This window comes from Blautia sp. 2227st1_G12_2227SCRN_220401 (assembly GCF_039062885.1).
GTDB lineage: Bacteria > Bacillota > Clostridia > Lachnospirales > Lachnospiraceae > Blautia_A > Blautia_A fusiformis.
This window is the reverse complement of the sequence record NZ_JBCLNI010000002.1, coordinates 11,220-36,188: the sequence shown is the minus strand read 5'-3', so window position 1 is coordinate 36,188 and position 24,969 is coordinate 11,220. Positions and strand designations below refer to the sequence as shown.

The following is a 24,969-nucleotide window of genomic DNA, read 5'->3' as shown; positions in this document are numbered from 1 at the left end:
TATGAGTTTTGAATTCATAAAAAAACTGCCAACTCCTGAGGAAATCCGCAATCAGTATCCGCTCGATGCTGAACTTCAGGCGCTCAAGGAGAAACGCGATGCTGAGATTCGCGACGTTTTCACCGGAAAATCCGATAAATTCCTCGCTATCATCGGACCATGTTCTGCAGATAACGAAGATGCCGTATGCGATTATCTTTTAAGACTTCGCAAAGTTCAGGAAAAGATCGAGGATAAAGTCCTTATCATCCCGCGTGTTTACACAAACAAACCACGTACGACCGGTGAAGGATACAAGGGAATGGTCCATCAGCCGGATCCTGAGAAAAAACCGAACCTTCTTGCCGGACTGATCGCGATCCGCAAGATGCACATGCGTGCTATCCGCGAAAGTGGCTTCACCTGTGCAGATGAGATGCTTTACCCGGAGAACTACCGTTATCTCTCTGATCTGCTTTCCTACGTTGCTGTAGGCGCACGTTCTGTTGAAGATCAGCAGCACAGACTCACTGTCAGCGGCATGGATGTTCCGGCTGGTATGAAGAACCCTACCAGTGGTGACTACAGCGTTATGCTGAACTCCATTGTTGCAGCACAGGGCGCTCATCGTTTTATTTACAGAAGCTGGGAGGTTGAGACCACCGGCAACCCACTCTCTCACGCAATCCTTCGCGGTGCAGTAAACAAGCATGGGGAAGCGATCCCGAACTACCATTACGAGGATCTTCGTCTTCTCTATGACAAATACCATGCAAAGAACCTTGCCAACCCGGCAGTGATCGTGGATACCAACCACTCCAACTCCAACAAGCATTACGAGCAGCAGGTTCGTATCGCAAGTGAGGTTCTTCACAGCCGTCAGGTAGATCCTGAGCTTCACTCCATGGTAAAAGGTCTCATGATCGAGAGCTATATCGAGCCAGGCAATCAGAAGATCGGTGGAGATCACATCTACGGAAAATCCATCACAGATGCCTGCCTTGGTTGGGATGAGTCTGAGAAGCTGCTTTACACGATTGCTGAAAATTGCTAAGATCTGTCTGATCTGCAGTTCAGGAAACGGATATTTGTGATCCTTTTACACTTTATGTTCAAAAAAAGAACCGGCATTCTTCCATTTTGGAAGCTGCCGGTTCTTTTTTGAACGCGTTTTTTATATTATTTCTTACAGATCAATGCCTCGGATGTGCTTTCATATATACGTCTCGCATTTTCGCAACGCCAAAATTCAGATAGACCTGTGTGGTGGAAATATCCGAATGTCCAAGCATTTCCTGCACACTCTTCACGTCCGCTCCATTCTGCAGCATATGTGCGGCAAAAGAATGTCTCAGTGTATGCGGCGTGATATCATGCTGGATCCCGGCTTCCTCTGCATATCCCTTCAGAACCTTCCAGAATCCCTGTCTGCTCATGGATTTTCCTGAACAGTTGGTAAAAAGACTCTCCGTCTCATTTTCTTTCACAAATTTTCCACGGGCTTCCTTCAGATATTTCTCCATGGCTGTTTTGCATACATTTCCTATCGGGATCACCCGTTCCTTATCCTCATCGTGACAGACTACATAACCAAGCCGCAGATTGAGATCCTCCAGATTCAGCCGCAAAAGTTCACTGACACGCATTCCTGTAGCATACAAAAGCTCCAGCATGGCACTGTCCCGGATTCCCTTCGGTGTATTCAGATCCGGCTGTTTCAAAAGGCGGTCCACCTCATCCACAGTAAGGATCTCCGGCATCCGCTTCTCAACCTTGGGCGGCTTCAGTTCCAGAGACGGATCCCTCTCGATCCTGTTCTCCTGATAAAGATACTGAAACAAGGCACGGATAGATGCTACATTTCTGGAGATCGTTGAGGAAGCGAACTGTCCTCTCTCCATATAGCTGAGATAGCCTTCCAGCTCCAGTTCTCCTACATCTCGGATATCATAGATCCCACGATCTGCAAAATACACTGCCATCTTCTTCAGGTCTCTCTGGTAAGATACTTCTGTATTATGTGACGTCCTTTTTCTATTATGTAAATATGTAATAAATTCCCGTATCTCTATGTCCATTTCTCTGCATCCCGTTTCTCTAAAATCATACTCGTTTATGACTGAATTATACTGTGAATTTTACATAAAATCAAACAGTTTTTCATCGTAAAACCGCACAATTTCAACACTTTCCGGCACAAACCACCAAATATCGCAGATTTTATGGAAACCATCACTAGATATTGTGGAAATTTTCCTCAAAAAAATTTCAGGCCCTTTATAACTTTTTCTACGATCCAAGGATTCAGAAAACTTTCTGCGAGGATTCCTCCTGTATACAGCAGAAAAACTGTGATCCCCTGCCGAAAATAAGCCCCTGTTTTCTGCGGCACAAGTCCATAATTTTTCCAGATCCCATACGATTGTCTGTATACGATACCTGCAAGATAAAAATACGCCGGAATATAGACCAGATACTGCGGCATCAGAAGTCCGGCGCCGGCCACACCGCCATAAATACCAAATTCCAGAACCGATAATGCCAGAATCATTCCTGTCTCCATTCCCAAAAACAGCATATATGCGACCGTCAAAGGCACTCCGAATATTGTAAATCCGCATAAAAACAACAGAAGAAAAAAACCTCCTCTTCGTCGCAGCACTTCCAGGAAATAAGCTCCGCCGGAAATATCTTTTCCTGCAAAGCTGCGGATCAGATAAAAAGAAGCCAGGGTTTTCTGTTTCCACTCCATTTTCCAGATCAGATTCGGCAACACATTTCCCGCAAAAAATCCGGTCATAAAAAGAAGCTCCGCCGGAAAACGTCCGGCATTTTTCCACTTCCGGTTCTCTGTCTTACTCTCCATTTACTCACCCTGTACCAGTTTACGCCTGTTTTTCCAGTAATATGACCGTTTTTCCACATGACAAAAAAAGGCCGGCCAGCTAAAAAGCTGTCCGGCCTTTGATATTTCCAGAACTTTCTTCCATTGAAAGCTTATTTTGCGTAGTCAACCGCTCTGCTTTCACGGATCACATTAACTTTGATCTGTCCAGGATACTCAAGCTCTGCCTCGATCTGCTTTGCAATATCTCTTGCAAGGAGAACCATATCTGCATCACTTACATGATCCGGCACGACCATAACACGAATTTCTCTTCCTGCCTGAATAGCAAAAGATTTCTCTACACCCTTGAATTCATTGGTGATATCCTCAAGCTGTTTCAGACGATTGGTATAGGTTTCCAGGGTCTCACGTCTTGCTCCAGGTCTTGCTGCGGAAATTGCATCAGCAGCCTGTACAATACACGCGATCAGAGATTCCGGCTCCACATCACCATGATGAGACGCAACCGTGTTGATAACGATCGGGGACTCCTTGTATTTCTTGCAGAGATCTACACCGATCTGAATATGAGAACCTTCTACCTCATGGTCAATGGATTTACCAATGTCATGAAGAAGTCCGGCACGCTTGGCCATACGCACATCCACACCAACTTCTCCTGCAAGAAGTCCGGAAAGCTGTGCAACCTCAATTGAATGTCTCAGAGCATTCTGTCCATAGCTTGAACGGAATTTCATACGTCCAAGAAGCTTCAGAAGTTCCGGATGGATTCCATGTACCCCTACATCCATGGCAGCATTCTCACCGTCTTCCCGGATCTGTGCTTCCACTTCTTTCTGGGCTTTCTCTACCATCTCTTCAATTCTTGCCGGATGGATACGTCCATCCACGATCAGTTTCTCAAGAGCCACTCTGGCGATCTCTCTCCTGATCGGATCAAATGCGGAGAGTACCACTGCCTCCGGTGTATCATCAATGATCAGATCCACACCGGTAAGTGTCTCAAGTGTACGGATGTTACGGCCTTCACGACCGATGATCCTTCCCTTCATTTCATCACTTGGAAGCTGTACCACAGAAATCGTTGTCTCGGAAACATGATCCACTGCACATTTCTGAATGGCATTGGCTACATATTCCCTGGCTTTCTTATTGGCATCTTCCTTGGCTCTGTTCTCAAGCTCTTTATAGAGTCTTGCAACATCCACCTTTACGTCATCTTCTACAGATTTCAGTAATTCTTCTTTTGCCTGTTCGGAGGTAAGACCTGAAACTCGTTCCAGTTCCTGTACTCCTTTTTCCTCAAGTTCATTTACTCGTTTTTCTTTTTCTTGTAACTCGTTAAATTTCGCTGTACATTCCAGCTCACGCTTCTCCACTGCATTGGCTTTTTTGTCAACAGATTCCTCTTTTGACAAAACTCGCTTTTCGTATCTCTGCAGCTCGTTTCTCCGTTCCTTGGTTTCCCTTTCCAGTTCATTTTTAGTTCGCAGAGATTCTTCCTTTACTTCAAGTAAAGTTTCGCGTTTCTTGGTCTCTGCTGCTTTCAATGCTTCATCAAGAATATTCCTTGCCTTATCCTCTGCTGTACCTATGATTTCCGCATCCTTGCGTACTTTCTTGTCAACAGCAACCTTGCAAGTAACAGGAACTGCAATAAGTAGCGTGACTACCACAGCGACAATAACACCGATAATTGTGCCTGCCACAGGAGCACCTCCTTATTTAGTTTTCATTGTACAAATACAACAATACAAGTTTAGCTGTTTTTCACATTTATGTCAAGTTTTTCTCATGAAAAAGCAGATTTTGGTTAGCATATATAAACTGGCTCTTTTTCTCCGCAGAGTTATTGTTACTGTTCACTCCGTTCTCAGTAACACGCTTCGCGATGCACAGAATTTATGCTGATCGCATAAATTCGCGCGGTATGTCTCGGGTTTTCTGTGACCTTCGCTCACAAAAAACACCTCGCGGGACATTACCGGTGAACAGTAACGAGTTATTCCATATCACGGTTCACCCGGATGTTCATTTCTTCCAGGGTATGGGAAATATCCTCATACCGGAACGCTCGTCTGGCCAGATATCCATACAACCTTCGCATCTGTCCTTCATCAAGCTCTGTGTCCGGCGCATATTTCTTTTCGATCGTCCTGCGTAATACCTCCCGCTCGTCCGGTTCCAGAAGCTCTTCCATCTCATTCCAGGCATCCAGGGCAGTCTGACGGTCCACACCCTTTAACTGAAGTTCCGAGAGGATCTTCTGACGGCTCCTGGTTTCCATGCGGAAGGAGATATAGGTTCTGGCATAACGGGCATCGTTGATATACCCATAGGACTTCACATAAGCAATGGCATCTTCTACTGCCTCCGGTGAAAATTCAGCCTGACGGAGTTTATCCGTCAGGCCTTTCTCTGTGCGGTCCATATGTTCCAGAAGCCGCATGGCTTTCTTTCTTGCACGGTTTCGTTCTTCCAGATCCAGCATGGATTACTCTTCCTTCTCTGTATCTTCTGCCTGTACTGCTGCTTCTGCTGTCTCATCTGCCGGATCCAGATGATAATGTACACGAACCTTCTTCTCGATCTCATCGCGGATCTCCGGATGCTCTCGCAGGAATAATTTGGCATTCTCACGTCCCTGTCCGATCTTATCCCCCTCATATGCATACCAGGCTCCGCTCTTGTTTACGATGGAGCATTCTGCAGCCAGATCCAGGATATCTCCCTCTCTGGAAATACCGGTTCCGAACATGATATCAAATTCTGCCTGCTTAAATGGCGGAGCCACCTTGTTCTTAACTACTTTCACACGGGTGTGGTTTCCGACCATCTCACCACCCTGCTTCAATGTTTCCACACGGCGTACATCCATACGGACAGATGCATAGAATTTCAGCGCACGTCCACCGGTTGTAGTTTCCGGATTGCCAAACATCACTCCAACCTTTTCACGAAGCTGGTTGATAAAGATCACCACGCAGTTGGACTTGCTGATAACAGCTGTCAGTTTACGGAGTGCCTGTGACATCAGACGGGCCTGCAGACCTACATGGCTGTCTCCCATATCTCCTTCGATCTCAGCCTTGGGGACTAGGGCTGCAACAGAGTCCACGATCACGATATCCACAGCACCGGAACGTACCATAGTCTCTGTGATCTCCAGCGCCTGCTCTCCGTTATCCGGCTGTGAAATATAAAGGTTGTCGATATCAACACCTATACTCTTGGCATAAACAGGATCAAGAGCATGCTCCGCATCGATAAATCCTGCGATTCCGCCTCTCTTCTGCACTTCAGCGACCATATGTAAGGCTACCGTTGTCTTACCACTGGACTCCGGTCCGTAGATCTCCACGATACGTCCCTTGGGAACACCACCTACACCAAGGGCGATATCCAGGCTTAAGCATCCTGTGGGAACTGCCTCCACCTGCATATGGGAACTGGAATCTCCAAGCTTCATGACAGAGCCTTTACCGAACTGTTTCTCAATATTTCCAAGAGCCGCTTCCAGCGCCTTCTGCTTCTCTTCACTGATCATTATGTAATCTCCTATTCTTTATTCTCTTTCTAATCAGGTTTCCTTTAATCCGAACCTTTGTTCGTGTTTTCTGTATTACATAGTATTATAAAACGGAATGATTGTCAATAAGATACTTGAAAATCCCTCTGTTTTTTTGTTGACAGGATCTCTGAAAATCCGACAAAAGGCTTCCCATACATGATTTCTTTTTCCTCTCTGAATGCCAAAAAGCAGATAAAAAGATTTCCCTCTTCATCTGCTTTTTATGCAATATATTTCCTGTCACTGATCGTTGGTCAGCTTCAGTTTGTCCAGAATATAGAATACAAGGCTTAATGCCATGGCAACCACACATGCCAGCACCATACCGGTAAGCTCAACATTTCCAAGCTTCAGGGCAATTCCGGAAAGACCTACAACAAAGACAACGCTTGTCAGCGTCAGATTTCTGGACTTGCTGTAATCCACGTGATTATCAACCAGCATACGAAGGCCGGAGGTTCCGATCATTCCGTAAAGAAGGAAGGAAATCCCACCGATCACCGGACCGGGAATGGTACTGATCAGGGCTGCCAGTTTACCGAGGAAGGAACAGCAGATAGAAAGCACTGCCGCACCACCGATCACCTGTACACTGTAAACCTTTGTCACTGCCATGACACCGATGTTCTCACCGTAAGTAGTTGTCGGTACAGAACCAAGGCATCCGGAAACTGTGGTAGAGAAGAAATCTGCAAACAGGGATCTGTGGAGACCCGGATCTTTCAGAAGATTTCTTCCAACGATCTTTCCGGTTACGATCTGATGGCCGATATGCTCGGAGGTTACCAGAAGCAATGCCGGAAAGATCGTCATAATGGCCTCAAAATTAAATTTCGGAGATGTAAAGTTGGGAAGAGCCAAAAATGCCGCTTCCCTTACCTGTGTAAAATCCAGAAGCCCGCATGCACCTGCTGCCACATATCCCGCAATGATCGCGATCAGGATCGGAATAACAGAAAGGAAGCCCCGGAACAGGATCTGCCCGAATACCGCAACTCCAAGTGTGACCAGAAATACGATCACATTCTTCGGATCTACCTTCTCGTCCAGAAGTCCTGCCGTACTTGCTGCATTTCCCGCAAGTTCCAGACCGATCAGTGCCACTACCGGTCCCATTGCCGCTGTGGGAAGCACGATATCGATCCAGTCTGTTCCGCACTGGCGGACGATCAATGCCACGCACATACCAGCAATACCCAGAACAACGAAACCACCGAGGGCATACTCATATCCATACTTGCTGATCACCAGAAGAGCCGGTGAAAGGAAGGCAAAACTGGAGCCCAAATAAGCCGGTGCCTTTCCTTTTGTGATGAAAATAAAAAGGAGTGTTCCCACACCATTCATCAGAAGCACAATAGCCGGACTGATACCAAAAAGGAATGGCACCAGTACGGATGCTCCGAACATGGCGAACATGTGCTGGATACTTAACGGTATCAGCATCTTTGCAGGTACTTTTTCTTCGACCTGTATGATTCTTTTTTCCACTCTCAAATCCTCCTGTTTTTTATTATCCCACAGATTATAGCACAGGTTTTCATATCGTGGGAAATTTTTTCTGAAAATATACGGATACTGTGTGGTATACTGTTATTATCTCCGGAAAAACAGGCGGATTCCATAAATACAGCTGCCGTCTGTTCCGGAAGGAATTTTTCAGAAAGGAATATTCTTCTATGAAAGCATACCAACGACTTCTATCCTATGTAAAAATATCCACACCCAGCAATGAAGAAAGCTCTTCTTCCCCCTCTTCCCAGTGCCAGTTTGACCTGGCCCGGCTTCTTGTGGAGGAACTGAAAGGCCTTGGGATCTCTGATGTGTCTCTGGATGAACACTGTTACGTTTATGCACATCTTCCTGCTACAGAAGGTCTGGAGCACTGCAAAGCACTGGGCTTTATCGCTCATATGGATACGGTTTCCGATTTCTGCGACCATGCAGTCACACCGATGATCACAGAAGATTACGATGGAAAAGAGCTCCCTCTCGGCACAAGCGGCAGAACTCTTTCCCCGGAAATGTTCCCCCATCTTGCTTCACTTGCCGGACGTACCCTGATCACCTCAGACGGAACCACGATCCTGGGCGCAGACGACAAGGCCGGCATTGCAGAGATCCTCACTGCGCTGGAGCATATCCTTACGGAAAAAATACCTCACGGACCTCTCTGCGTTGCTTTTACTCCGGATGAAGAGATCGGCATGGGACCGGCCCACTTTGATGTAAAAAAATTCGGTGCGGATTATGCATATACCCTGGACGGTGATACGGAAGGCGAGATCCAGTACGAAAACTTTAACGCCTGCAGTGCAAAAGTAACCTTCCAGGGTGTTAATGTACATCCCGGTTCTTCCAAAAATACTATGATCAACGCAGCCCTCATTGCCATGGAATTTAACTCCATGCTTCCGGCAGCGGACACTCCCAGGAATACAGAAGACTACGAAGGATTTTTCCATCTGTGTTCCATGAAAGGAGATGTTTCCCAGGCTGAGCTTCAGTATATTGTCCGGGATCACGATGCCGCTTCTTTTGAGATCCGTCAGAAAACGCTCACCCATATCACGGAGATCCTCAATGAAAAATGGGGGGAAGGTACCGTAACTCTTACCATCACCCAGCAGTACCGCAATATGAAAGAGATCATCGATACCTGCCCATGGCTGATATCTCTGGCAGAGGAAGCCTGCCACAGCTGCGGTGTCACACCGCTGATCCTGCCTATCCGCGGCGGCACAGACGGTGCACAGTTAAGCTTTATGGGACTGCCCTGCCCGAATCTCGGAACCGGCGGACATGCCTATCACGGGCCTTATGAGCATATTACAGCAGAAGGAATGGATGCCGCTGTGAACGTTACTCTGGAGATCATAAGACTGTTTTCACAGAAAAAAGTCTAAAAGGAATCCATTCTTCAAAAGCCTGCATTTCCAGAGACCTGATACAATAAAAAATACTCACAGATCCTCCGGCTGGAAATCTGCCGGAACAAATCTGTGAGTATTTTTTCCTGTGCTAGCTGTGTTCACTTTGAGTTCTGCACCGAATAACTGTATTGCCGTTTACTGATCGGACTTACAGATCAGATGATCTTCATCATTCTCGCCAGCTTCTTCATATATCTTCCACCAGGCATCATACCCAGCTCTTCTTCACCGGGCTTGCTTACAAACAGATATACAATAAAGTATACAACTGCTGCCAGGATCACGGAAATACCTAGGCAGATCACATTGGAATGGATCAGTACATACAGACCGTAATACACCACTCCCGCAACAACCCCCATCGGGATAGATGCAAGGAACGGGCTTAAATAAGCACTTCTCCATGGATTCTTATAGCCCATATATTTCTTGATGGAACGGTCGTTGAGAAGACACATCACAACTGCATAAACGATCTGGGCGATGACAATGGTATAAACACCAAGATTGGTAAATACCAGAAGCAGAGCCATGGCTATCACATCTGCCACCAGTGCAATGGCTGCATGGATCATCGGGAGCTTCGGCTTGCCGATTCCCTGAAGTACACCGTTGGTGATATTGGAGTTGCCATTCAGGATAATGGTGATTCCTCCCAGGATCAGAAGCTGTCCGCCTACGCCATTGGTTCCCGGGAAGATCAGTCTCGTGATCGGTCCGGAAAGAACTGCAAGACCTACTGCCGCCGGAATGGATATCAGCATACTGATCCATGTGGCACGGTCTGTCTTCATATTTGCACCTTCAATATCGTGCATTGCATAATGCGCGGAAACCTCAGGGATCATAGATGTCGGTGCTGTACTTGCCAGGGTAAGCGGGATATTGATCAGCGTCATATAATATCCGTACTCGGAATACAAGGTCTGGATCACATCCTTGGCAGCACCCTTGATATCCATGATACCGGAATACATATAGCTGTTGATATATCCGTTTACATTATAAATAAAAGCACTGAGAATGATCGGCATGATGATGAGCACGATATTACTCATTACATGACCCATACTCTCATTTACAGAATGGCGGTCATTGACGATCCTTTTCCGGATGATCTTACGGTTTACCCCATAAACGATCAGCATAAAGATCAGCGCGGAAGCCACACCTGCTCCGGTACCCATGGTAGCACCTGCCGCACCCCAGCGATGGACCAGATCCATATCTCCTGTTGCGGAAAAATGCTGGATAAATACATGTGACATCAGAAGCGCAAAGGTTGCCACAAAGATCTGCTCAATGATCTGCGAGATCGATGTAGGCATCATATTGCGGTATGCCTGGAAATATCCACGGAATACACCGCAGAGACCGGACATGAAAATTGTGGGCGCAAGCATCTGCAGTGCCAGACGGGCGTTAGCCATACTGTCCGGAACCAGGATTCCTGCACCAAATACACAGATCAGCGCCACGATACCGCCGGCAACTGCCGCATAGATCAGTGCACCGTAAAATACCTTCTGTGCATCCTTATATCTGTGAAAAGCGATCTTCTCCGCCATGATCTTGGATACAGCCTGAGGAATACTGAAGGACGCGATCATCAGCAGGATAAAATATACATTCTGTGCAAACTGGAAAAGTGCAAAGCTCTGACTTCCCAGTGTAGTTGAAAGCGGACTCTTGTACAGCATTCCGATGATCTTGGAGATCAGCGCCGCAACCATAAGAAAAGATGCATTTTTCACAAGTGTGTTATCATTTTTTTTACCCATTTTACTTTCCTTAACTTAAATATTCTCAATCTGCCAGTCAACAGGTTCTACCCCATTGGCTTTCAAAAATTCATTAGCCTTGCTGAAATGCTTGCATCCGAAAAATCCCCGGTAGGCAGAAAGGGGACTTGGATGTGGTGCTTCCAGGATCAGATGCTTCGGATTATGAAGCATGGATGCCTTCATCTGAGCAGGCCGCCCCCAGAGAAGAAACACGATCGGGCGATCCTCCTGGTCCAGGATCCGGATGGCCGCATCGGTAAACTGTTCCCAGCCGATCCCTCTGTGGGAATTGGCCTGATGTGCACGTACAGTCAGCACTGTGTTCAAAAGAAGCACGCCCTGCTTTGCCCATTTTTCCAGATTACCGTTGTTTGGGATATAACATCCCATATCATCCTCAAGTTCCTTATAAATATTCACCAGAGATGGCGGTGTTTCCACACCTTTTTTTACGGAAAAGCAAAGCCCATGAGCCTGTCCGTCATTGTGATAAGGGTCCTGTCCCAGGATCACAACCTTTACCTGATGCAGAGGCGTAAAATGAAACGCATTGAACATATCTTCCGGCGGCGGAAAAATCTTTCTTGTTCTGTATTCTGTCATCACGGTTTTATAAAGTTTGGCATAGTAGGGCTGATGAAACTCACCTTTCAGTGCCTCCTGCCAGTCTCCTGCTATAGGAGCCATATCTATCACCTCTCATCTAACTTATCTTCTCACGGAAATTCCTTTTTCCGCAAGGTAATCCTTCACTTCCCGGATCTCAAGCTCTTTGTAGTGGAACAGAGATGCTGCCAGTGCCGCATCTGCTCCGCCTTCTGTCAGTGCATCATAAAAATGCTCCAGGGTTCCGGCACCACCGGAGGCGATCACCGGGATGGAAACCGCATCTGCAACGGCTCTTGTAAGTTCAATATCATACCCGGCCTTGGTTCCGTCACAGTCCATGCTGGTAAGAAGGATCTCACCTGCGCCAAGTTCTTCCACCTTCTTTGCCCATTCAAGAGCATCAATACCGGTATCCAGTCTTCCGCCATGTTTGTAGATATTCCAGCCGCCATCCTGTCTTCTCTTGGCATCAATGGCAACTACTACACACTGGCTTCCGAATTTCTGTGCGGCCTCATGGATCAGCTCCGGACGGTCGATAGCTGCGGAATTTACAGAAATCTTATCTGCACCTTCACGGAGAAGCTTCCGGAAATCATCTACGGTACGGATTCCTCCGCCTACGGTAAACGGGATAAATACGTTGGCTGCAACAGCTCTTACCATATCCACCACGGTATCACGCTCCTCGCAGGAGGCAGTGATATCAAGAAAAACAAGCTCGTCCGCACCGGCTGCATCGTAAGCTTTGGCAATTTCCACCGGATCTCCGGCATCCTTAAGATCAACAAAATTCACGCCTTTTACTACACGTCCTTTATTTACATCCAGACATGGAATGATTCTTTTTGTAAACATGATTATGCCTCCTTTCCGGTGCCTGACTCAAGTGCCGCAAAATTCTCAAGGATCTTCAAGCCCCACCGGCTGCTTTTTTCCGGATGGAACTGACACGCAAATACATTTCCCTTCTCCACAGACGCATGGATGCATGTGCTGTACTGAGTGGTCGCTTTCACGATCTCTTCCTCCTCTGCCTGAAGATAATAGGAATGTACAAAGTAAACGTATGTGTTTTCCGGAATACCCTTAAATAATCTTCCGCTGTTCTGAATATGCAGGGAATTCCAGCCCATATGCGGAATCTTCAGTCCCGGACTTGGCGGGATGCGCAGGATTTTCCCCTTCAGGATCCCAAGACCTTCCACTCCCGGTGTCTCATCACTGCTCTCAAAAAGCAGCTGCAGTCCCAGGCATATCCCAAGAAAGGGCGTTCCCTTTTCCACGATCTCATGTATTACCGGAACAAGTCCGTATTTTTTGAGATTTTCCATAGCATCACCAAAGCTTCCAACCCCCGGAAGGATTACTTTATCTGCTTTCAGAAGCACCTGGGGATCTCTTGAGACGACAGTCTCCTGTCCCAGATACTGAAGTGCTTTTTCCACACTTTTGATGTTTCCTGCATCATAGTCAATGATTCCTATCATAATAATGCTTCCTCCTGCTCTTTTGTATCTCGATATTCCTCTCTCACCTTCGATTTACATTGCTTTAGTATAACGCAAAAACAGGCGGTTGCAAAGACTTTTCTCTGCTGCCGCCCATTTTTTCACATTATCACGGTAAAGTTTTATTATTTCCGGTCCAGTGTAAACCAGAATTCCACGCCATTATCAAAGTTCTGCACGCCATATTCCTGGTTCATGCTTTCCATAATGGCCTTTACAATGGATAAACCGATACCGCTTCCGCCGTATTCCCTGGTTCTCGCTTTATCAACTTTATAAAATTTATTCCAGAGATTCGGTACATCTGCCTCAGGGATCGGAGTCCCTGTGTTAAACACACTGATCTTCACACGGTTACCCTCATCCTGCAGCTTGATCTCGATTTCTTTCTCTCCCTCCAGATGGTTCAGGGCATTGCTTACATAGTTTGTCACAACCTCTTCGATCTTAAACTCATCGGCCCATACATAAACCGGCTTCTCCGCCTCAAAGATCACTTTTGCATTCTTCTGCCCGATCATGATATTCATGGTCTGAAGCACGCCGCGGATCAGGGATACGATATCAAACCGCTCCATTACAACTGCATCTTTGCCGGATTCCAGCTGATTCAGTGTGAGAAGATTTTTTACCAGTTTATTCATCTTGGAGGCTTCATCCATAATGACATCGCAATAGAACTCTCTGCTCTCAGGATCATCAGAAATATTTTCTTTTAAGCCTTCTGCATAGCCCTGGATCAGGGCAATGGGAGTTTTCAGTTCATGGGACACGTTATCCAGAAATTCCTTTCGCATCTTGTCGATCTTGATCTTGTCCTCAATGTCACGCTGCAGTTCATTATTTGCAGATTTCAGTTCACTGATGGTAGTCTCCAGCTGTGAGGACATTCGGTTGAAATTATCTCCCAGAACATCGATCTCATTGCCGACCTTGCTCTCGTATTTTGCCTCAAAATCCAGATCTGACATTTTTCTGGAAAGTTCCGTAAGCTCACTGATGGGACGGGTGATCCTCCTGGTCACGACCATAATGACCAGACCACTTAAAATTATGATCATCAGACCTACCGCAAAGTAAAACTTATTGGAAATATCAGCGCTCTCCCGGATGCTCTCAAGGGGTGTCCTTATGATAAAATAATGTTCCTCATCCAGCTGTCCCCAGCATTCCACATAATCCATTCCCGCAAACCGGTCATGCGACTGCTGGATGGTATAATTGTCACCCTGCTTCAAGGTCCGGCTCTTATCTCCGTCCTCATCCAGATCATAGACATATCCGAACAGCTTGCTCTGAAGCATTTTTTCATTTTCGCCCCAGGAAAGCCAGCTGGTATTGCTGCTGTCAATGATAACCCAGGAAAGATTGTTTCTGGAGCAGGCTCTCTGGATCTCATCGGGAATACTCTCCATACCTTTCGAGCTATTGCTGTTCATCATCTTGTCAATATCTGTATTTTCCAGAGTTGTTCGGAGATTCAGAAGTACATCGATCTTTTTTGTCACATAATATTTTTCAAGAAAGGCTCCGTTGATCACGGTAATAGTCAGAATGGATAAAAACAGCAGACCGATAAAGTATGCTGTGATCTGATGACGGAGACTGTGGATCTTTTTTATTTTTTCCTTCGGTTTTTTCATTCTCCTACCTCAAACTTATAGCCCATCCCCCAGACTGTCTTGATATACTCGCCCTTATCGCCCATTTTACTTCTCAGTTTTTTGACATGAGTATCAATGGTTCTGGCATCTCCGAAATAATCATAATTCCACACAGAATTCAGGATCTTTTCTCTGGAAAGAGCGATTCCCTCATTCTCCAGGAAATAAGTCAGAAGCTCAAATTCCTTGAAGCTCAGATCCATCGGTTTATCATCTACCGTTGCCTGATGCGCTGCCTTGTCAATGACAATCCCACCTGCTGAAAGTATCTCATCCGGGTTGCTCTGTCCCGTTCTTCGAAGAATGGCTTCTACACGTGCTACAAGGATCTTGGGGCTGAAGGGTTTGGAAATATATTCGTCCACCCCGAGTTCAAATCCCAGAAGCTCATCACGCTCATCTCCTCTTGCTGTCAGCATAATGATGGGAACCTTGGAATTTTTGCGGATCTCACGACATACTTCCCAGCCATCCATCTTCGGCATCATCACATCCAGGATCAGAAGCGCAATGTCCTTTTCTTTATAAAAAATATCCATGGCCTCCTCACCGTCACCGGCTTCCAGTACCTGGAAATTCTTTTTGGTGAGAAAATCCTTTACCAGTTTTCTCATTCTGCTCTCGTCATCTACTACAAGAATTTTTAATGCATCCATTCTATCTTCCTCCGTTTCTCAGTCGCTGTTCCGGACAGCTGCTGACAGCCCGAAATGCTCTGTATCATCCCTCTTTACAAAAAGCTGAGCTTTTACTTCCGGTTCATTCTAAAGCGGATATTTCCATTCCGCTTTGCTACTGCTCATAATATATCACAGGTTTGTGTTGTGTGTGTGAACGTAATTTCATTTTTTTAATTTTATCCGCAAAAAAGGAGAACCCTCTAAAAGGATTCTCCGATCTTTTCTCCCATGAATACTCTTGTTTCAATTCCTTCACGGGAATTGTTTAAAATATCTTCATCCGGCTTTACCGCATTTTTTTCGGTGATCAGCACAATGGTGGAGCCGCCGAAAGCAAAATTTCCTTTTTCGTCTCCCCGTTTCACAAATGCTTTCCCTGGCCGGTTTTCGATCCTTCCGACAAGAAGAGCACCTACCTCCATCATCAGCACGGTACGGAAATTCTCTGTTTTCAAAAGAGAATACTCTCTGCTGTTTTCCTTGTAGATCGGATAGGCATCGTTGGCCACGGGGTTGACTGTATGCAGGATCCCCGGGATCCTGATGCGTCCGGACTCCGCCGCATTGTCCGGATAAATATATCTGTGATAATCCTGAACGCAGAGACGAAGCACCCACACATAGCCACCCTGATATCTTTTTCCAAGAGAAGGATTCCTGAGAAGCTCCTCTATGGTATATTCGGTCTGTTTGATATGAAGACGGGCTTTTTCATCTACCGGATACACACTCACCCTGCAGTCACAGGGACTGATAAAATGTCCCGGTTCCATATCAATATGGCGGGCATCCTCCCGGATCTTCCGCTTGAAAAAATCATTGTAAGAGATGTATTTACGCTTTTCATAATCACTCATATCCAGATGATTGAACCGTATAAAGGGTTTCACCGCTGCTGCCGAAAGCCTGGAATCCAGAAGCTTTCCCATGGCAATGGAAACAACAGGAGTGACCAGTGGACGTATCAGCATGCGTCCGGCTACAGAACCGTAGATTTTTTCCAGAAGGTTGTTCTGAAAGGAATCCTCCTCTGTAATATGCCCCATTCTGTCCGCTGTCCGGATCATAGATTACCACCTCTCTCCATGGAAAGCTTATAGAGATAATTGAACTTCCACCATCCTTCGTTGTAGGAAAGTACAAGAAGGACTGCCACAGAAACTACCGCAACAATGATCACCAGCTCCCTGTTGGTGGGCTTACGGAATTTAAAATCCAGGATAAACAGAAGTCCTACCGTCAGCATTGCAATATGAAGGAGCACCACAAACCATTTATACTCCGGAAAAAGCAGGGATACCACAAACAGAAGCGGCAGGACCACAGACATGGATGTGATGGGAAGTCCCTGATAATATTTTCGGTTTTCGGAGGTTTCATTCTGACGTTTTTCCTCCATAACATTGAAGTATGCCAGACGGATCAGGCCTGCCAGACCGTAAAATAAAAGAATAGCTATTCCGTAAATATGACACATTCCAAGCTTAAATCCCAGCACAATGGGAAGGATCCCGAAACAGACGATATCTGCAAGGGAATCGATCTGGATCCCGAAGCATTTCTCCTCCTCCGTTCTGTTCTTCTTAGTTCTTGCGATCTTTCCGTCAAACATATCGCACAGTCCGGAAAATGCAAGACAGCACACCGCTGCTGAAATATGGTCCGTCACAGCGCAGAAGATTCCGATCATGGAAGAAACTACGCTTATGTAAGTCATTATTACCGTGTAATCATAAAATCCTATCATTTGCACACCTCTTTTTTCTTTTTCATGTCAGGCTATATTCACAGTCCCACAGGAGACTTACCTGATCTGGGTCAAGCAGATCTCCGCGATCTGCATTCGATCAAATCTTTTCAGGATTCCTTTTTTCCAATAGTGAGCTGAGCCACCGCAGTAAACACCGCACTGATCAGCAGCTCTCCGTAATATCCCAGACCTCTGCTAAGCACCATTCCCGGAAGCAGCAGGCCACCGAATACCGGACTGAAAATGGTAAGAAACAAAGTCTCACTGATTCCCATTCCTCCCGGAAGCGGCAGCATATCCACAGATACCGATATCACTGCCTGGAGAAAAAGGATATCCCAGAAACCGGTTCCATGGAGTCCAAAAGCCTGATATACGAACCAGGTTACTGCAAACAGTGCCATACGCTGGATAAAAGTAATCTCTATTACTTTAACGATCACCAGCGGATTATTCTTCAGATATGCCGCAGTATTTCGGTAAATATCCATGGAAGCTTCCAGTTTTTTCAGCCGTCCCTCTTTTTTCCTCATCAGATGAAACCGTTCCAGAAGCTTCATGCCCTTCATCAGGATCGCTTTTGCCAAAAGCGGATGAAATACCAGAATGGTCATAAAAGTGACACAGAAGATATTCAGCATCAGCCCCAGATAAAACACCGGCAGGATTCCTTCCAGATATTTGTGAAGAAATCCTCTTCCGAAAATCGCGATCCCAATACCGATCACCACAAGCACCAGCTTATAGGTAATCGTCACGATCATCAGGATCACCGTTGACACCGGAATGGAAATCTTCTCTTTTTTCATATAGTAGATCTGCATGGGCTGTCCGCCGCTGGCGGATGGTGTGATACAGCTGAAAAAGAATCCTACAGACGAAAACAGAAAGCAGGTTCTTTTTTTCAGATGGATCCCACTGGAACGCATCATATACCAGATAATGATGGATTCCCCCCAGATAAAAAATGCTACCAGTGCAATTCCCGGAAGCAGCCACCGTTTATCTGCCCTATGTATGGCATCCATCATGGAAGACAGGTCTTCTCCGTGAAAAACGCCGTAGATAGTCAGGGCAAAAACTACTGCCAGGAACACTCCGTTAAATATGATCTTTTTTCTGTTCTTCATCACTTGACACCTTCTGTATAGCTGTTGATCTTCTTTTCAATTTTAGTTCCAAACCGTTCATAAATATGCCAGAGTTTTGTTTTCTGTCCCAGAATAAAGCATACCTGAGCCAGGATCACACCACCTGCCACATCCACAAGTACATGCTGCTTGGTAAAAATGGTAGACAGAAAAACCAGCACAGCCAGTGTAAACGATACCCCCTTATACCATGTCGGAATTCTTTTCTGATCCTTGATCCCCAGAAAACAGAACCAGCTTACCAGACAATGGATAGATGGAAACAGGTTATCTGCCGCATCAATGGAATACAGCCAGCCGGCCAGCAGATCCCAGATTCCGTTTCCTTCGATCAACGGTCTTGTATTGGTAGTGGGATATGCCAGAAATATGATCAGACACACACAACGGGATATAATATCCGCAGTAAAAAAACGGTAAACCTGTTCCCGCTCCTGCCTTGCCGCAAGGATATAATTCACTGCCCAAAATACATAACAGCCAAAATAGATAATCAAAAACTGCGGCACAAATGGGAGCCGCAGATCAAGATTACTTTCTATATTGTGATGATACCAACCGCCTGCGATCGCCCTTGAACCGGAATATACAAGACAGTTAAATACAAATGAAAAAACAAGGGGAAAAAGCCCGTACGCAGGTACGATCCCTGTTACATATTTCCAAAAACGTTTCATAAATTCACGCCTCATTATTTTATTGATATCAGGAATAAAACATATTCTTCTCCTGCTAACATCTGCTAGTCACAGTATAACAGTCGGGGCGTATGGTTTCAACTGAATATGGAAAGTTTAAGAATTGTTAAGATTTGAGTTCAGTTATTTTTTCTTTTTTGTTCATACTTTTTTCAGAATGACGTCACAGAATGACCACAAAATATGAGTATATTATTAGATGTGCAAAGGGTACTACCTTTGATAACACTTTTTTCTTTTTCATACTGCCGGGGCTACCTCCAAACAAAGCCCCGGCCTCCTTCCTTTTTATTTTCCCATTTTTTAATTATGCCATGCAAGACGTACACTGGACGGATGTACTTCTTTTGTCATCCAGTCCACATCGTTGGTGATCCAGTCCATGATCCCGAGCTGGCGTGTCTCCCATGCGATGGTTGCCTCTCTTGCTTCCGGTGTTTCTTCCACTTCCATGGTTGTGTCAATCTCATCATATCCAAAAATATATCCGCCTGCACTCCAGATGCTGAAGTTGCTGTCCGGGCCCGGATCTATTGTTTCGCCTCTCTGCGCCACAAGTCCGTCATGACGGGCTTTATATTCTTCCTCACAGCCGTCTTTTAATTTTGTCATGAACATTCTGTGGCGGATCAGCTCTTTGTTTTCTCTCACAACACCAAAATTATGATACATCAGGCGCATGTCTTTTCCAGGAGTAGAGATCCAGGTAAAGGTATCTCCGATCTTTTCAGTCAATGCTGCCTTTACTTTCTCCTCTTCCGGAGAGATCACCTCTCCGTCTGCATTTTCGTAATATCCGAAGATCAGGTCTGCCGCATTCCAGATGCTGAAATTATGAATGCCGTTACGGTCAAGATATGCAGTAAGCTCCGGCCAGATCTCGCCTAAGGTCTTACGGTAATCATTCATTTTTCCTTCTTTTACTTTCATTGCAAAAGCATGTCGTTCCATTTATGCTATCCTCCTGTTTTGATGATCCTGTGCTATGTTTTCCACTATGAGCAGATATAGTTCTTCTGCTCTCATATGATTTGATTCTATCACTTTTATTTTGTTTTTACAATTATGAGGGTAGGATTTCCGATCACTGTTCACAGGTAATGTTACTGTTCACTCCGTTCTCAGCAACACGCTTCGCGATGCACAGGATTTATGCTAATCGCATAAATCCGCGCGGTATGTCTCGGGTTTTCTGTGACCTTCGCTCACAAAAAACACCTCGCGGAATATTACCAGTGAACAGTAACCAGATAATATTCCGCAAAGCATGTTGCCTGACACAAAGTTATCCGTAACGATTCCCTGAGATGCTCAGGCAAGATACAACATGACCATCAGTGGCATGGTTATGATACTTACCAGCGTTGTCATTACATTGATGGTGCTGGCATAGACCGGGTCCTGATCGTAGAGCTGTGCCAGCTGTACAATCGTTGTTGCCGACGGTGTGATCACTGCCATCAGACTGATAAGCAGAATGGTTTTTCCATCCTTTACCATTGAAGCCAAGGACAGATACTTCAAAAACAACAGTATGAGCAGCGGAGTCACCACCATTTTCAAGATCGTGATCAGATAGATCCTGGAATGGCTGAAAATATCTTTCCATTTTACCTCCGTCATGGTCATTCCAAGCATGATCATACATACAGGTCCCAGGGTGGCTGAAATCTGGCTCATGGTGTTTCCAAGAATCACCGGCAATCTGATCTGCGTGAAGAACAGAACGATTCCAAGGATAATAGCGATCAAATTGATGTTGCAGAGGATTTTTTTCCAGTTGATGCCGGCCTTCGCCTCCATCAGTGACTGTCCGTGGGTCCACATCAGGATCATCTGCACACTCAGGAAAGCACTGGCATAGATCACCCATTTTTCACCAAGGACTACCGTTACAAGAGGGATCACCAGATTTCCGGAATTGGAATAGATGATGGATTCTTTTTCTACCACACTTAATTTCAGTGGCTTGCCGATGATCTGTACAAATACCAGAAGAAAAATATGGATCAGGATGGCCGCTGCCACTGCCAGAAGGAAGCCATTCCGGATGCTTCTGGAATATTCGATCTGAAAAGCATTGATCATTACGCAGGGCATGATGATGTAGATACAGATGACTGAAAGTGTCCTGCTGCTTTTTGCATCGATAAGTCCGCATTTTACCACTGTAAATCCACAGGACATCATCAGAAAAAATACGATGATCTGCTGCAATAATTGTAAAGTTATCATTTTTTCTCCCCTCCGAACGCGTCAGCTCTGTCCGATCTCTTTCAGGGCTGTCTGAAGCTGCGTGTCTTCTTTATGTGTAAGTTCTGTCCAGTCTGTGATGTCTCCGGAAAGCTCTGCTTCCACATCCGGAGTGATTCCTTTTTTGTTGATATCATTGCCCTTTGGCGTAAAATATTTTGCGATGGTGATCTTTACCGCACTGCCATCGGTAAGAGGCTGGATGGTCTGCACCACGCCCTTCCCATAGGTAGTTGTTCCTACAATCGTTCCAATCCCGTAGTCCTTTACCGCCCCCGCAAAGATCTCCGATGCACTGGCACTGTTTCCGTTTACCAGAACAGCCAGCGGCATGTCCAGTTCATTTTTTCCGTCGCAGGTTTCCTCTTCCCTTTTTCCGTTTTTGTCCTCTGTATAGACGATCAGTCCTTCCGGAAGTATTTGGCGGAGTACGCCGCAGACTGCAGTAAGAAGGCCTCCCGGATTATCACGGAGATCCACAACCAGCTTCTTCATTCCCTGATCCTTCAGATCTGCAAATGCTTTTTTATACTGATCGCTGGTCACCTCAGAAAATTCGGAGATCCGGATATAGCCGGTGTCTCCGGAAAGCATCTCATGGGAAACGGTCTGAATCTCCACATCCCGGATCTCCACTTTGACATCCCGGGTTTTCTCTTCGTTTTCCCGCTGTATGGTCAGCATTACGGAATCTTTCTCACTGTCACGGACCATGGAAGCAATATCGGAAGTTTCTTTGTCTGTAACATCAGCTCCATCTACTGCCTTGATCACATCTCCCTTTTTCAGTCCCGCCTGTTCTCCAGGGCCACCCTCATAAAGCTGTATGATCTTTGCCCCTCCGGTGTCATCCTTCTGAAGAACGGCACCAATCCCTACGTAGGAGCCTTCATTGGAAGTATTCAGCTCTTTATACTGTTCTGCTGTGTAATAGGTGGAGTACGGATCCCTCAGGCCGGCAAGCATGCCAGCATAAAGCCCCTCACGCAGGCTGCTTTCGTCTTTTTCATCCAGATATTCTTCATCGATCAGTTCTTCCAGGTAATTCAGCTTCTGAACCGTTTTCACATCGGAAAGCGCATTGCCTTTCGGAAACAGTACTTTCTGATAGCTGGTAAAAACCGCGCCTGTCACAACCAGCGTTGCTGCCACTCCAATGGCTATACCTTTTTTGAATTCTTTATTTTTCATATTTTTCCTTTCTTCTGCACAGCCGGTAAAGCCGATAAGATCACAGATTTTCTGTACTCCTCTGTGCGCCGTTCGGTTTTTATATACCGAAAACGGCTGCCGATATTCCGACAGCCGCTGTATATCTTATGATCACACATCATGCGGATACATAAGATTCTCTGCTATTTAGTTATACTCTGAGATGTTTTCTTGTTGTGAAAAAGCTTCCCAAAAGACCGATTCCCACACCAAGTCCAAGTCCCATGGGAACCAGACCCTCATAAATCTGCCAGATTGGAATGAAATCCACGATTCCTGTCAATACATTGAATTTTGTCAGAATAAACTCTACAGCGGAATTATACAGGAAAAACAGGCAGATCAGCGGTATCGCCGCACCGATCACACCGAGGATCATACCTTCCAGAAGGAATGGCAGTCGTACAAAAGCATCTGTAGCTCCTATGTATTTCATAATTCCGATTTCTTCCTTGCGGACAGAAATACCCATAGATACTGTATTGCTGATCAGGAATATGGAAATGATCAAAAGGATTGCGATCACGGCAATCGACACATAAGAAACCAGCTTGTTGATGGAACCCAGTGTCCTGGAGGCCTGTTCAGACTGATTTACCTTCCGGACATGTTCCAGTCCCTGGATATAATTCACCAGTTCTGTCTGCTTGGTAATATCATTAAGATATACCTGATAATTGGATGAATTGGCAAGAGGGTTATCATCTTTAAATCCATCTGCCGCATCTTCATCTCCAAAATATTTCTGTTTGTATTCTTCCCATGCCTGATCTGCGGACTGATAGTCCATCCTGGCCACTTCCGGCCTGGACTGAATAGCATCGCCGATCGCCTGGATTTCTTCCTCTGAAGTGCCCTCATCAAAGAATACTGTGATCGGTACTTCTTCTTCCACCTTATGGGCAATATTACCGACGTTGTTCACGATGGAATAGAAAATACCTACCAGAAAAATGCAGGCTGCCATCGTGATGATACATGCCAGGGAAAACATCCAGTTTCTTTTTATATTCTTAAAGCCCTGCTTCAGGGTATACCAGATCGTACTAGGCCTCATGATATCCTCCCTCTTTCTCATCGCTGATGATCTTGCCGTTGTGCATGGTGACTACTCGCTTGCGCATGGCATTGACGATATCCTTATTGTGGGTAACTACCAGAACTGTGGTTCCTCTGTCATTGATCTGCTCCATCAGAGCCATGATCTCTTCAGAGGTTTTCGGATCCAGGTTTCCGGTCGGCTCATCTGCCAGAAGGATGTCCGGGCGGTTTACCAGTGCTCTGGCAAGAGCAACTCTCTGCTGCTCACCACCGGAAAGCTCATCCGGGTATGCCTTATACTTTCCTGCAAGTCCTACCTCCTGGAGAACCTCCGGCACACGTTTGCGTATCACACGGGTAGGTCTTCCTATGACACGCTGCGCAAATGCTACATTCTCATATACATTACGGTCTTTTAAAAGACGGAAATCCTGAAATACTACCCCAAGCTTTCTGCGATACTTGGCAACGCGTCTGTGTTTCATCTTCTCCAGACGTTCCCCGCTGACTGTGATCGTTCCGCTGGTAGAATCCAGTTCTTTCATCAGCAGCTTGATCAGTGTGGATTTACCGGAGCCACTGCTTCCTACTACAAATACGAATTCCCCTTTATCAACATGTAAGTTCGCATGATTCACAGCCGGAAGACCCGGACCGTAAGATTTGCTCACATCTACAAGATCGATCATATATATCCTCCTCTATATTATAAAAGCATAATTTTCTTAATTTTTTTGTAACATTATTGTAATATATTTTCTGTTTAAATGCAAGAATAAATTTCCCGGGCCCTACAACGGTTACTGTTCACGTTACTGTTCACTCCGTTCTCAGTAACACGCTTCGCGATGCACAGAATTTATGCTGATCGCATAAATTCGCGCGATATGTCTCGGGTTTTCTGTGACCTTCGCTCACAAAAAACACCTCACGGGACATTACCAGTGAACAGTAACCTGTTCACTCCATTCTCATTAATGCGCTCCGCGGAATATTACCAGTGAACAGTAATCAACAGCCCTCTTCAAATTATTTATTTTAACGTAAAAATACCAAAATTACAATAGAGTTATGGATGTTATCTGTGAAGTTCATGTGAATTCGTTACTGCTCACTCTGTTCTCAGTAACACACTTCGTGAATGCTTCCAAACAGGAGGGACATTTACAACAATATTCCATGATGAAAAACGCTCATACAAAAACTGCCGCCTATTCCGGGAAGGAATAAGCGGCAGTTTAAAAGTTCTAATATGTTGCCTTAATATATCAAACTATCATCCTGC

Annotated in this window: 23 protein-coding genes; 2 read left to right on the top strand and 21 right to left on the bottom strand. The window is 45.6% G+C overall.

Annotation, left to right across the window (positions count from 1 at the left end):
- Position 1 precedes the first annotated feature (1 nt).
- Positions 2 to 1,033 (top strand): 3-deoxy-7-phosphoheptulonate synthase, encoded by a 1,032-nt coding sequence (locus ABCM67_RS01375; RefSeq protein WP_015526991.1) that lies wholly within the window; start codon positions 2 to 4, stop codon positions 1,031 to 1,033.
- 139 nt (positions 1,034 to 1,172) lie between these two features.
- Here ABCM67_RS01375 and xerD read toward each other — a convergent pair whose 3' ends face one another.
- From xerD to uraA, 6 genes are all read right to left on the bottom strand, one after another.
- Positions 1,173 to 2,057 (bottom strand): site-specific tyrosine recombinase XerD, encoded by an 885-nt coding sequence (gene xerD / locus ABCM67_RS01370; RefSeq protein ID WP_015526990.1) that lies wholly within the window; start codon positions 2,055 to 2,057, stop codon positions 1,173 to 1,175.
- 179 nt (positions 2,058 to 2,236) lie between these two features.
- A complete protein-coding gene (locus tag ABCM67_RS01365; protein WP_092069579.1) occupies positions 2,237 to 2,845 on the bottom strand; it encodes a stage II sporulation protein M in 609 nt (202 codons plus the stop codon).
- 131 nt (positions 2,846 to 2,976) lie between these two features.
- Entirely contained in the window at positions 2,977 to 4,536 is a 1,560-nt protein-coding gene (rny, locus tag ABCM67_RS01360) for a ribonuclease Y (RefSeq protein WP_342992428.1), read from the bottom strand.
- 293 nt (positions 4,537 to 4,829) lie between these two features.
- Positions 4,830 to 5,318, bottom strand: a complete 489-nt coding sequence (locus tag ABCM67_RS01355) for a regulatory protein RecX (RefSeq protein WP_118752581.1) — start codon at positions 5,316 to 5,318, stop codon at positions 4,830 to 4,832.
- A 3-nt stretch (positions 5,319 to 5,321) separates the two neighbouring features.
- On the bottom strand, positions 5,322 to 6,374 hold the full coding sequence (gene recA, locus ABCM67_RS01350; protein ID WP_015526986.1) for a recombinase RecA: 1,053 nt from the start codon (positions 6,372 to 6,374) through the stop codon (positions 5,322 to 5,324).
- Between the two features lie 264 nt (positions 6,375 to 6,638).
- Entirely contained in the window at positions 6,639 to 7,889 is a 1,251-nt protein-coding gene (gene uraA / locus ABCM67_RS01345; RefSeq protein WP_021650809.1) for a uracil permease, read from the bottom strand.
- A gap of 188 nt (positions 7,890 to 8,077) precedes the next feature.
- Between uraA and pepT the strand changes: the two genes are divergently transcribed.
- Positions 8,078 to 9,304, top strand: coding sequence for a peptidase T (pepT, locus tag ABCM67_RS01340; RefSeq protein WP_021650807.1), 1,227 nt, complete (start codon positions 8,078 to 8,080; stop codon positions 9,302 to 9,304).
- A gap of 182 nt (positions 9,305 to 9,486) precedes the next feature.
- Here pepT and ABCM67_RS01335 read toward each other — a convergent pair whose 3' ends face one another.
- From ABCM67_RS01335 to ftsE, 15 genes are all read right to left on the bottom strand, one after another.
- Positions 9,487 to 11,112, bottom strand: coding sequence for a polysaccharide biosynthesis protein (locus ABCM67_RS01335; RefSeq protein ID WP_278635222.1), 1,626 nt, complete (start codon positions 11,110 to 11,112; stop codon positions 9,487 to 9,489).
- 15 nt (positions 11,113 to 11,127) lie between these two features.
- Entirely contained in the window at positions 11,128 to 11,802 is a 675-nt protein-coding gene (ung, locus tag ABCM67_RS01330) for a uracil-DNA glycosylase (RefSeq protein WP_021650805.1), read from the bottom strand.
- 21 nt (positions 11,803 to 11,823) lie between these two features.
- Positions 11,824 to 12,582, bottom strand: coding sequence for an imidazole glycerol phosphate synthase subunit HisF (hisF, locus tag ABCM67_RS01325; protein WP_059085355.1), 759 nt, complete (start codon positions 12,580 to 12,582; stop codon positions 11,824 to 11,826).
- 2 nt (positions 12,583 to 12,584) lie between these two features.
- Positions 12,585 to 13,214 carry an imidazole glycerol phosphate synthase subunit HisH gene (hisH, locus tag ABCM67_RS01320; RefSeq protein WP_021650803.1) on the bottom strand — a complete coding sequence of 210 codons (630 nt, stop codon included), beginning with the start codon at positions 13,212 to 13,214 and terminating at the stop codon, positions 12,585 to 12,587.
- Positions 13,215 to 13,360: 146 nt separating this feature from the next.
- Positions 13,361 to 14,878: a HAMP domain-containing sensor histidine kinase gene (locus ABCM67_RS01315; protein WP_022426553.1), complete on the bottom strand. Its 1,518-nt coding sequence runs from the start codon at positions 14,876 to 14,878 to the stop codon at positions 13,361 to 13,363.
- The gene (locus ABCM67_RS01310) at positions 14,875 to 15,555 is read right to left on the bottom strand and encodes a response regulator transcription factor (RefSeq protein ID WP_015526981.1); all 681 of its coding nucleotides are present in this window, start codon (positions 15,553 to 15,555) and stop codon (positions 14,875 to 14,877) included. The genes ABCM67_RS01315 and ABCM67_RS01310 overlap by 4 nt, the downstream gene beginning before the upstream one ends.
- Positions 15,556 to 15,779: 224 nt before the next feature.
- Entirely contained in the window at positions 15,780 to 16,646 is an 867-nt protein-coding gene (locus ABCM67_RS01305; protein ID WP_173741541.1) for a phosphatidylserine decarboxylase, read from the bottom strand.
- Positions 16,643 to 17,326 (bottom strand): CDP-alcohol phosphatidyltransferase family protein, encoded by a 684-nt coding sequence (locus tag ABCM67_RS01300; protein ID WP_342992426.1) that lies wholly within the window; start codon positions 17,324 to 17,326, stop codon positions 16,643 to 16,645. Before ABCM67_RS01300 ends, ABCM67_RS01305 begins: the two co-directional genes overlap by 4 nt.
- Before the next feature lie 110 nt (positions 17,327 to 17,436).
- Positions 17,437 to 18,459, bottom strand: coding sequence for a lysylphosphatidylglycerol synthase transmembrane domain-containing protein (locus ABCM67_RS01295; protein WP_173741542.1), 1,023 nt, complete (start codon positions 18,457 to 18,459; stop codon positions 17,437 to 17,439).
- Positions 18,459 to 19,157 carry a phosphatase PAP2 family protein gene (locus ABCM67_RS01290; protein ID WP_173741543.1) on the bottom strand — a complete coding sequence of 233 codons (699 nt, stop codon included), beginning with the start codon at positions 19,155 to 19,157 and terminating at the stop codon, positions 18,459 to 18,461. The genes ABCM67_RS01295 and ABCM67_RS01290 overlap by 1 nt, the downstream gene beginning before the upstream one ends.
- 324 nt (positions 19,158 to 19,481) lie before the next feature.
- On the bottom strand, positions 19,482 to 20,129 hold the full coding sequence (locus ABCM67_RS01285; RefSeq protein ID WP_015526977.1) for an L-rhamnose mutarotase: 648 nt from the start codon (positions 20,127 to 20,129) through the stop codon (positions 19,482 to 19,484).
- A 360-nt stretch (positions 20,130 to 20,489) separates the two neighbouring features.
- On the bottom strand, positions 20,490 to 21,413 hold the full coding sequence (locus ABCM67_RS01280) for an AEC family transporter (protein WP_342992425.1): 924 nt from the start codon (positions 21,411 to 21,413) through the stop codon (positions 20,490 to 20,492).
- Between the two features lie 21 nt (positions 21,414 to 21,434).
- Positions 21,435 to 22,622: a S41 family peptidase gene (locus ABCM67_RS01275; RefSeq protein WP_059085352.1), complete on the bottom strand. Its 1,188-nt coding sequence runs from the start codon at positions 22,620 to 22,622 to the stop codon at positions 21,435 to 21,437.
- Positions 22,623 to 22,794: 172 nt separating this feature from the next.
- Positions 22,795 to 23,700 carry a permease-like cell division protein FtsX gene (gene ftsX, locus ABCM67_RS01270; RefSeq protein ID WP_015526973.1) on the bottom strand — a complete coding sequence of 302 codons (906 nt, stop codon included), beginning with the start codon at positions 23,698 to 23,700 and terminating at the stop codon, positions 22,795 to 22,797.
- Positions 23,690 to 24,373 (bottom strand): cell division ATP-binding protein FtsE, encoded by a 684-nt coding sequence (ftsE, locus tag ABCM67_RS01265; RefSeq protein ID WP_015526972.1) that lies wholly within the window; start codon positions 24,371 to 24,373, stop codon positions 23,690 to 23,692. The genes ftsX and ftsE overlap by 11 nt, the downstream gene beginning before the upstream one ends.
- Positions 24,374 to 24,969: the final 596 nt, after the last annotated feature.

What these genes read in the sequence shown, in the direction of transcription:
- ABCM67_RS01335 (WP_278635222.1), bottom strand. Translation starts at nt 11,112, where the DNA reads ATGGGTAAAAAAAATGATAACACACTTGTGAAAAATGCATCTTTTCTT.
- pepT (WP_021650807.1), top strand. Translation starts at nt 8,078, where the DNA reads ATGAAAGCATACCAACGACTTCTATCCTATGTAAAAATATCCACACCC.
- ABCM67_RS01305 (WP_173741541.1), bottom strand. Translation starts at nt 16,646, where the DNA reads ATGATCCGGACAGCGGACAGAATGGGGCATATTACAGAGGAGGATTCC.
- ABCM67_RS01275 (WP_059085352.1), bottom strand. Translation starts at nt 22,622, where the DNA reads ATGAAAAATAAAGAATTCAAAAAAGGTATAGCCATTGGAGTGGCAGCA.
- ABCM67_RS01355 (WP_118752581.1), bottom strand. Translation starts at nt 5,318, where the DNA reads ATGCTGGATCTGGAAGAACGAAACCGTGCAAGAAAGAAAGCCATGCGG.
- ABCM67_RS01375 (WP_015526991.1), top strand. Translation starts at nt 2, where the DNA reads ATGAGTTTTGAATTCATAAAAAAACTGCCAACTCCTGAGGAAATCCGC.
- ABCM67_RS01365 (WP_092069579.1), bottom strand. Translation starts at nt 2,845, where the DNA reads ATGGAGAGTAAGACAGAGAACCGGAAGTGGAAAAATGCCGGACGTTTT.
- xerD (WP_015526990.1), bottom strand. Translation starts at nt 2,057, where the DNA reads ATGGACATAGAGATACGGGAATTTATTACATATTTACATAATAGAAAA.
- ABCM67_RS01295 (WP_173741542.1), bottom strand. Translation starts at nt 18,459, where the DNA reads ATGAAGAACAGAAAAAAGATCATATTTAACGGAGTGTTCCTGGCAGTA.
- hisF (WP_059085355.1), bottom strand. Translation starts at nt 12,582, where the DNA reads ATGTTTACAAAAAGAATCATTCCATGTCTGGATGTAAATAAAGGACGT.
- hisH (WP_021650803.1), bottom strand. Translation starts at nt 13,214, where the DNA reads ATGATAGGAATCATTGACTATGATGCAGGAAACATCAAAAGTGTGGAA.
- ftsX (WP_015526973.1), bottom strand. Translation starts at nt 23,700, where the DNA reads ATGAGGCCTAGTACGATCTGGTATACCCTGAAGCAGGGCTTTAAGAAT.
- ABCM67_RS01300 (WP_342992426.1), bottom strand. Translation starts at nt 17,326, where the DNA reads ATGATAGGATTTTATGATTACACGGTAATAATGACTTACATAAGCGTA.
- recA (WP_015526986.1), bottom strand. Translation starts at nt 6,374, where the DNA reads ATGATCAGTGAAGAGAAGCAGAAGGCGCTGGAAGCGGCTCTTGGAAAT.
- ABCM67_RS01290 (WP_173741543.1), bottom strand. Translation starts at nt 19,157, where the DNA reads ATGAAACGTTTTTGGAAATATGTAACAGGGATCGTACCTGCGTACGGG.
- ABCM67_RS01315 (WP_022426553.1), bottom strand. Translation starts at nt 14,878, where the DNA reads ATGAAAAAACCGAAGGAAAAAATAAAAAAGATCCACAGTCTCCGTCAT.
- ABCM67_RS01285 (WP_015526977.1), bottom strand. Translation starts at nt 20,129, where the DNA reads ATGGAACGACATGCTTTTGCAATGAAAGTAAAAGAAGGAAAAATGAAT.
- ftsE (WP_015526972.1), bottom strand. Translation starts at nt 24,373, where the DNA reads ATGATCGATCTTGTAGATGTGAGCAAATCTTACGGTCCGGGTCTTCCG.
- ABCM67_RS01310 (WP_015526981.1), bottom strand. Translation starts at nt 15,555, where the DNA reads ATGGATGCATTAAAAATTCTTGTAGTAGATGACGAGAGCAGAATGAGA.
- ABCM67_RS01280 (WP_342992425.1), bottom strand. Translation starts at nt 21,413, where the DNA reads ATGATAACTTTACAATTATTGCAGCAGATCATCGTATTTTTTCTGATG.
- ung (WP_021650805.1), bottom strand. Translation starts at nt 11,802, where the DNA reads ATGGCTCCTATAGCAGGAGACTGGCAGGAGGCACTGAAAGGTGAGTTT.